A 7729-nucleotide genomic window follows, 5' to 3' on the forward strand; every position below is an offset into this window, starting at 1 on the left:
ATCGTACAACCTCGCCAGGTCCCAGCCCCGGTCGGTCGGGAAGTCGCCGATGGCGTCCGTGCCGGACGACACCAGATCCCACAAACCCTCGGGCGAGGAGACACCTCCAGGGAACCGGCACGCCATCCCCACGATCGCGATCGGCTCGTCGACCACCGAGACATCGGCCACGACCGCCCGCGAGACCTGACCACCGGCCAGCTCCCCGGCCAGGTAATCCGCCACCGCCTCAGCCGTCGGATAGTCGAAGATGAGCGTGGCCGGGAGCCGCAACCCGGTCGCCGTGCTGAGCTGGTTGCGGAACTCGACCGCGGTCAGGGAGTCGAAACCGAGCTCCTGGAAGCGCTTGGCCGACTCGACCGCCTCCGTGTCGGAGAAGCCGAGGACCGTCGCCGCCTGGGTACGCACCAGCCGGAGGAGGTCGGTCGGATCCGTCGCGGTCGTACTGGCGCGTCGGGTGGGCACGCGGACCAGCCCGCGAAGGGCCGCGGGGAGGGTTCCGGCGTGGGCCTGGGCCTGCAGCGCCGGGAAGTTCAGCGAGGCCGGGACCAGCAGGGCTTGCTCGTGGCCGATCGCGACGTCGAACAGGGCGAGACCGTCGTCGACGGGCAGCGGCGTGATGCCACCGCGCTCAAGACGGTTCAGGTCGGATTCGGTCAGGTCGCCCGCCATGCCGCCCGAGGCCCACAGGCCCCAGGCCAGCGACGTGGCCGGCAGCCCCTGCGCCCGGCGCCGCTCGGCGAGGGCGTCCAGGAAGGTGTTGGCCGCGGCGTAGTTGCCCTGGCCCGCGCTGCCCAGCACGCCGGAGAGCGAGGAGAACAGCACGAACGCCGACAGGTCCAGCTCCTGGGTCAGCTCGTGCAGGTACCAGGCCGCGTCGGCCTTCGGCCGCAGGACCGCGTCGAAGCGCTCCGGGGTGAGGGAACCGACGATGCCGTCGTCCAGCACGCCTGCCGTGTGCACGACACCGGCGAGCGGGACCGACGCGACCAGTCGCGCCAGATCCTCTCGATCGCCGACGTCGCAGGCCGCGACCGTGACCGTGGCCCCCAGCTCGGACAGCTCGGCCACCAGGTCGGCGGCTCCGGGCGCCTCGGCACCGCGACGGCTGGCCAGCAGCAGGTGACGCACCCCGTGGGCGGTCACCAGATGCCTGGCCACCAGCGCGCCCAGCCCGCCGGTGCCACCGGTGACCAGCACCGTGCCCTCCGGACCGAACACCGGACCGGCGTCGCCGGAAAGCACCGGCTCCGCGACCGCGCGCTCGGCCACCCGGCTCAGCCTCGGCGCCAGGAACCGCCCGGCCCGCACCGCCACCTGCGGCTCGCCCGTGGCCAGCGCCCGGCCGACCGTGCCCTCGTCGAGGGGGTCGGTGTCCAGGTCCAGCAGTACGAACCGGCCGGGCTGTTCCGCCTGTGCCGCCCGTACCAGGCCCCACACCGCCGCCTGCGCCAGGTCCGGCACCTCGCCCGCGACCGCCACCACCGCGCCACGCGTGACGACGACCAGCGGCGACGTGCCCGGTTCCGCCTGCAGGGCGGCGAGGACCGCGTTCGTGGCGCTCCTGATCGCCTCGGGAACGGGCGCGTCGTCCGAGGGCACGTCGAGGAGCGCGTACGAGAGATCCGTCTGTCCGGTACGACCGGCCTGTACCCAGTCCAGCTGGAACAGGGAGTTGTGACGCGCCGACGACTGGTCGGCGGACCGGGGACGGAGGATGAGCGACCCGACCTCCGCGACGGCCGTCCCCGCGGTGTCCGCCACCGCCAGGACGAACACGCCGGTGCCGCCCGCCGGGGTGATGCGAACCCGCAGGGCGGTCGCTCCCTCGGCGTACAGCGCCACGTCGTTCCAGGCGAAGGGGATGAACGGCCGGCCGGGTTCCGCGTCGGGCAGGAGCCCGGCCATGGGGATGGCGTGCAGGGAGGCGTCGAGCAGCGCCGGGTGCAGCCCGAACCGCCGGGCGTCGGCGCCGGACTGCTCCGGCAGGGCGATCTCGGCGTAGACGGCGCCGTCCTGCCGCCAGGCGGCCTGGAGGCACTGGAACGTCTCGCCGTACTCCATGCCGATCGCGGTGAGGTCGGCGTAGACGTTGTCGACGTCGAGGGCCTCGGCGCCGGGCGGCGGCCACTGCGCGAGATCGAAGGCGGGCGCGACGGCGGCAGCCGGGGCGAGGACACCCTGGGCGTTCTGCCGCCAGTCCGCGGTGTCCCCGGCGCGCGAGTGGATCGTCACCTGGCGGCGGCCGGAATCGTCGGCGCCCGCGACCACGACCTGAAGCTGCAGGCTGCCGTCCGGGGCGAGCACCATGGGCGCCTGGAGGGTGAGCTCGTCGAGCACCGGGCAGCCGGTCTCGTCCCCGGCGCGTATCGCGAGCTCGACCTGCGCCGCGCCAGGTACGACCACCTGGCCGTTCACGAGGTGGTCGGCCAGCCACGGCTGCGCGGACAGGGACAGGCGGCCGATGAGCGTGAGCGTTCCGGCACCGGGGGCCGGGACGACGGCGGTCAGCAACGGGTGGTCCACCGCCACCAGCCCGCCACCGGAGGCGACCTCGGCGGTGGCGTCGAGCCAGTAGCGACGGCGCTGGAAGGCGTAGGTGGGCAGCTCGACGTGACCGGCGGGCACCGAGGCGAAGTAGGTGTCCCAGTCGACCATGACGCCGTGCGTGTGGAGTCGGCCGAGTGCCTCGACCAGTGCCCGGACCTCGTCACGGTCCTTGCGCGCGGTCGCGACGAACACCCCGTCCTCGACGCTCTGCTGAGTCAGACCGGTCAGCACCCCATCCGGGCCGACCTCGACGAACACGTTCGCCTGGCAGGCGGTCACCCCGTCGGCGAACCGCACCGCCTCGCGCACATGCCGCACCCAGTAGGCCGGGTCGGTCAGCAGACCGGGCTCGGCAAGCAGGCCCGTCATGTTGGAGACGACGGCGATGGTCGGCTCGGCGAAGGTCAATCCCGAGACGATCTGCTCGAACTCGGCCAGCATCGGCTCCATCAACGGCGAGTGGAAGGCGTGCGAGACCCGCAGCCGTCGGGTGCGAGCACTCACCAGGCCCGCGATCTCCTCCACCGCGACCTCGCTACCGGAGATCACCACCGAGGTCGGGCCGTTGACGGCGGCGACGCTCACGTCCTGGCGGCCTTCCAGCAGGGGAAGGATGTCCGCTTCCGGGGCGGCGATGGCCAGCATCGCCCCACCCTGCGGAAGCCCCTGCATCAACCGGGCACGTGCCGTGACCAGCGTGCAGGCGTCGGGCAGTGAGAGCACCCCGGCCACATGAGCGGCCGCGATCTCCCCGACCGAGTGACCCACCAGAACGTCCGGGGTGACACCCAGCGAGGTGAGGAGCCGGTAGAGAGCGACCTCGAAGGCGAAGAGGGCCGGTTGGGTCATCCCGGTCTCGGCCAGTACCTCTTCTGGGCCGGAGAACATCGCCTCACGCACCGAGCCCGGCAGCAGCGCGCAGATCTCCTCCAACGCGTCCGCGAACACCGGGAACGCCGCCGCCAGCTCACCGCCCATCCCCACCCGCTGACTGCCCTGACCGGCGAACAGCATCGCCAGCCTGCCTCCAGCTGCGGCACCGGGCGTCGCCGTACCGTCGGCCAGGGCGCGCAGGCCCGCCACCAGCTCGGCCCGGTCCGCGCCCATCACCACCGCGCGCTGCTCAAGCACCGAACGGGCCGATACGAGTGCCTTGCCGACGGTGGTCGGCGGGACGTCGTCCTGTGACGCCCAGTCCGCGAGCCGGGCGGCCTGCGCCCGGAGGGCCTCGCCGTCGTTGGCGGAGATCAGCCACGGAACGACGGCCGGTTCGGCATCGTCGGCGGAGGCGTCGGCGACCGGGTTCTGCTCGGCGGGCGCGGTGGCGATCGGGCTCTGCTCGACGGATGCGGTGGCGGCCGGGCCCTGCTCGATGATCACGTGTGCGTTGGTGCCGCTGACGCCGAAGGACGACACACCCGCGCGGCGCGGGCGGTCCTCGACGTCCCACGGGCGAGCCTCGGTCAGCAGCTCGACGGCTCCGGCCGTCCAGTCCACGTGCGGCGACGGCTCCTCGGCGTGCAGCGTCCGGGGCAGCGTCCCGTGCCGCATCGCCATCACCATCTTGATCACACCGCCGACACCGGCGGCGGCTTGAGTGTGGCCGATGTTGGACTTCAGCGACCCCAGCCACAGCGGCCGGTCCGCGGGCCGGTCCTGGCCGTACGTGGCCAGGATGGCCTGCGCCTCGATCGGGTCGCCCAGCACCGTTCCCGTGCCGTGCGCCTCGACCACGTCCACGTCCGCGGTCGACAGACCGGCGTTGGCCAGGGCCTGCCGTATCACCCGCTCCTGCGAGGGGCCGTTCGGGGCGGTGAGGCCGTTGCTCGCGCCGTCCTGGTTGATCGCGCTGCCGCGCATGACCGCGAGGATCTGGTGACCGTTGCGCTCGGCGTCCGAGAGCCGCTCGACGAGCAGCATGCCGACGCCCTCGCCCCAGCCGGTACCGTCGGCCCCGGCGGAGAACGCCTTGCAGCGCCCGTCCACCGCGAGCCCGCGCTGCCGGGAGAACTCGATGAAGACGCTGGGCGTGGCCATCACGGTCACACCGCCGGCCAGCGCCAGGTCGCACTCGCCCGACCGCAGGGACTGCGCGGCCAGGTGCAGCGCGACCAGCGACGACGAGCACGCCGTGTCCACCGTGACCGCCGGGCCCTCCAGCCCGAAGGTGTAGGCGACCCGGCCGGAGGCGATGCTGCCCGCGCTGCCGTTGAGGACGAAGCCCTCGAAGCCCTCGGGCGCGTGCGGCAGACGGCCGCCGTAGTCGTGGTACATCACCCCGGCGAAGACGCCCGTACGGCTGCCGCGCATCGCCTTAGGACTGATCCCCGCCCGTTCGATCGCCTCCCACGAGGTCTCCAGAAGCAGGCGCTGCTGCGGGTCCATCGCGGTGGCCTCGCGCGGCGAGATGCCGAACAGGGCCGCGTCGAACCGGTCGGCGTCGTGGAGGAAGCCGCCCTCACGCGCGTAGCTCGTACCGGCGTGGGCGGGGTCGGGGTCGTAGAGCCGCTCCAGGTCCCAGCCGCGGTTGCCGGGGAAGGTGGTGATCGCGTCGTCGGCCCGGACGAGGAGACGCCAGAGGTCGTCGGGAGAGACCACGTCGCCGGGGTAGCGGCAGGCCATGCCGACGATCGCGATGGGCTCGTCCGCGGGACCGGTGTGGGCGCTCACCCGCTCGGCGCGCGAGGCGCCGGTGAGCTGCTCGTGCAGGTGCTCGGCGAGCGCGTCCGTGGTGGGGAAGTTGAACAGCAGGGTCGCGGGCAGCCGCAGCCCGGTGGCGGCGTTGAGCCGGTTGCGCAGCTCGACGGAGCTCAGCGAGTCGAACCCGAGGTCCTTGAAGGCCGCCTCGGCGTCCACGGCGTTCGCGTCGGTGTGCCCGAGCACGAGCGCGATGTTCGTCCTGATGAGCGAGAGCAGCGCCCCCTTGTCGGCTCCCGCCCGCACGGGCCTGGCCGTCGCGGCCCGTCGCGCCTGGGGCTTGACCAGCGCCCGGAAGACCGCGGGGATCTCGTCCTGGCGGCGCAGCGCCGCGGTGTCGAGGCGGGCGAGGATCTGCACGCCCCTGTCGAGCGTGAGCGCCGCGTCCAGCAGGGACATGCCCTGCGCCGCCGGGAGCGGGGCGAGCCCGATCCTGCCGAGCCGCGCCACGTCGGCCCGGCTGAGCGCGCCCGCCATGCCGTTGTCGGTCTCCCACAGCCCCCACGCCAGGGAGAGGGCGGGCAGCCCCCGCGCGCGGCGGTACGACGCCAGCGCGTCCAGGTAGGCGTTGGCCGCGGCGTAGTTCGCCTGGCCTGCGCTGCCGACGATGCCGGCGACGGAGGAGTACATCACGAAGAACGACAGGTCGAGCTCGCCGGTGAGTTCGTGCAGGTACCAGGCCGCGTCCGCCTTCGGCGCGAAGACCCGGTCGATCCGTTCCGGGGTCAGCGACGTCACGGCGCCGTCGTCGACGACTCCGGCCAGATGGATGACACCGGTCAGCGGCCGGTCGTCGGGAACGGCCGCCAGCAGGGCGGCGAGCTCGGCCCGGTCGGACACGTCGCAGGCGGCGATCGTGACCTGCGCGCCGAGCGACGTGAGCTCGGCCAGCAGGTCGTCGGCTCCGGGCGCCGACGGGCCTCGGCGACCGGCCAGCAGCAGGTGCCGGACCCCGTGCTCGGTGACGAGCCTGCGCGCGGCCAGGGTGGCGAGCTCGCCGGTGCCCCCGGTCAGCAGCACCGTACCCGCCGGGGTCCCGAACGAGCGCTCGACCGCCGGCCCGCCGGCCAGCGGCACGATGCGCGGCACGCGGACCGTACCGGATCGCAGGGCCAGCTGCGGCTCGCCGGAAGCGCAGGCGCGAAGCAGCGCGGCCTCCGAGTCGGGGTGGCCGTCGGTGTCCACGAGGACGAACCGCCCGGCGTGCTCGGACTGGACGGACCGCATCAGTCCCCAGACCGGCGCGGTGGACAGATCGGGTACCTCTCCCTCGTCCACGCCGACCGCGCCGCCGGTCACCAGCACCAGCTGCGACCGCGCCGACCGCTCGTCCGCGAGCCATTCCCGGACGAGCGCCAGCACCTCGTACGTCCGCTCGCGGCCCGCACCGGCCGGTACGCGCACGAGGACCTGCTCCGCGCCGGCCGCGTCCCCCAGGGACTCCAAGGACTTCAGGGACTTCAGGGACTTCAGGGACTTCAGGGACTTCAGGGATGAAAGGTCGTGGAGTTCCACCACCCGTCCGGGCTCCGCGCCGCCGGGGCGCACGCTCACCCAGTCCAGCACGTACGGCGTGCGCTCCGGGGACAGTTCCGTCGCCACGGGCCTGACCACCAGGGAGTCCACCGTGAGGATCGGCGCGCCGGTGTGGTCGGCGACGCTCAGCGAGAGCTCGCCGGGCCCCTTGGCCGTGGTCCGTACCCGCGCCATGGTCCCGCCCGCAGCGTGCGCCGAGACGCCGGACCAGGCGAAGGGCAGGAACGGGTGGCCGGGCTCGCTGGGCGGCAGGAGGTCACCGAGCGTGATGGAGTGCAGTACCGCGTCGAGGAGGGCGGGGTGGAACCCGAACCGCTCCGCGCCGGCCTGTACGTGGTCGGGCAGGACGATCTCGGCGTAGACGGCGCCGTCCCGCTGCCAGGCGCCGACCAGGCCCTGGAAGGCACTGCCGTACTCCAGGCCCGTGACGGCCAGGTTGTCGTAGAGGTCGTCGATGCCGACCGGCTGCGCGCCCGGCGGCGGCCACTGTGCCAGGTCGAAGCCGGGTTCGGCAGCGGCGGGGCCGAGCGTTCCCTGGGCGTGCCGCTGCCAGGTGGTCGTGCCCTCGGGCCTGGAGTACAGGGCCAGGCCGCGCTGACCGCCGCCGTCGGGGGCGTCGATGACGACCTGGAGCTGGACGGGGTGGTCGTGCGTGAGAACGAGGGGAGCCTGCAGAGCCAGCTCGGAGACCGTCTCGCAGTCCTCGACCTCGGCCGCCGCACGCAGCGCTATCTCAAGGAAGCCCGTACCGGGAAGGATGGCCGTGCCGTTGACCGCGTGGTCGGCGAGCCAGGGCAGCGTGGTCAGGGAGAGCCGCCCGGTGAGCGTGAGGCTGTCACCGTCGGGGGCCGGGACGGCGGCGCTGAGTATCGGATGGTCGATGGCGCTGAGCCCGGCCGCCGCCACGTCACCGCCGGACCTGCCTGATTCCAGCCAGTAACGCTGA

The 7729-nt window shown here is 73.4% G+C and carries 1 protein-coding gene; it reads right to left on the reverse strand.

The annotated features are described in order from the left end of the window. On the reverse strand, positions 1-7729 hold a 7729-nt coding region (locus ACSC1Q_RS42775), incomplete at both ends, for a type I polyketide synthase (RefSeq protein WP_436764477.1).

The organism is Streptosporangium heterodermiicola (genome assembly GCF_051390675.1).
Lineage (GTDB): Bacteria > Actinomycetota > Actinomycetes > Streptosporangiales > Streptosporangiaceae > Streptosporangium.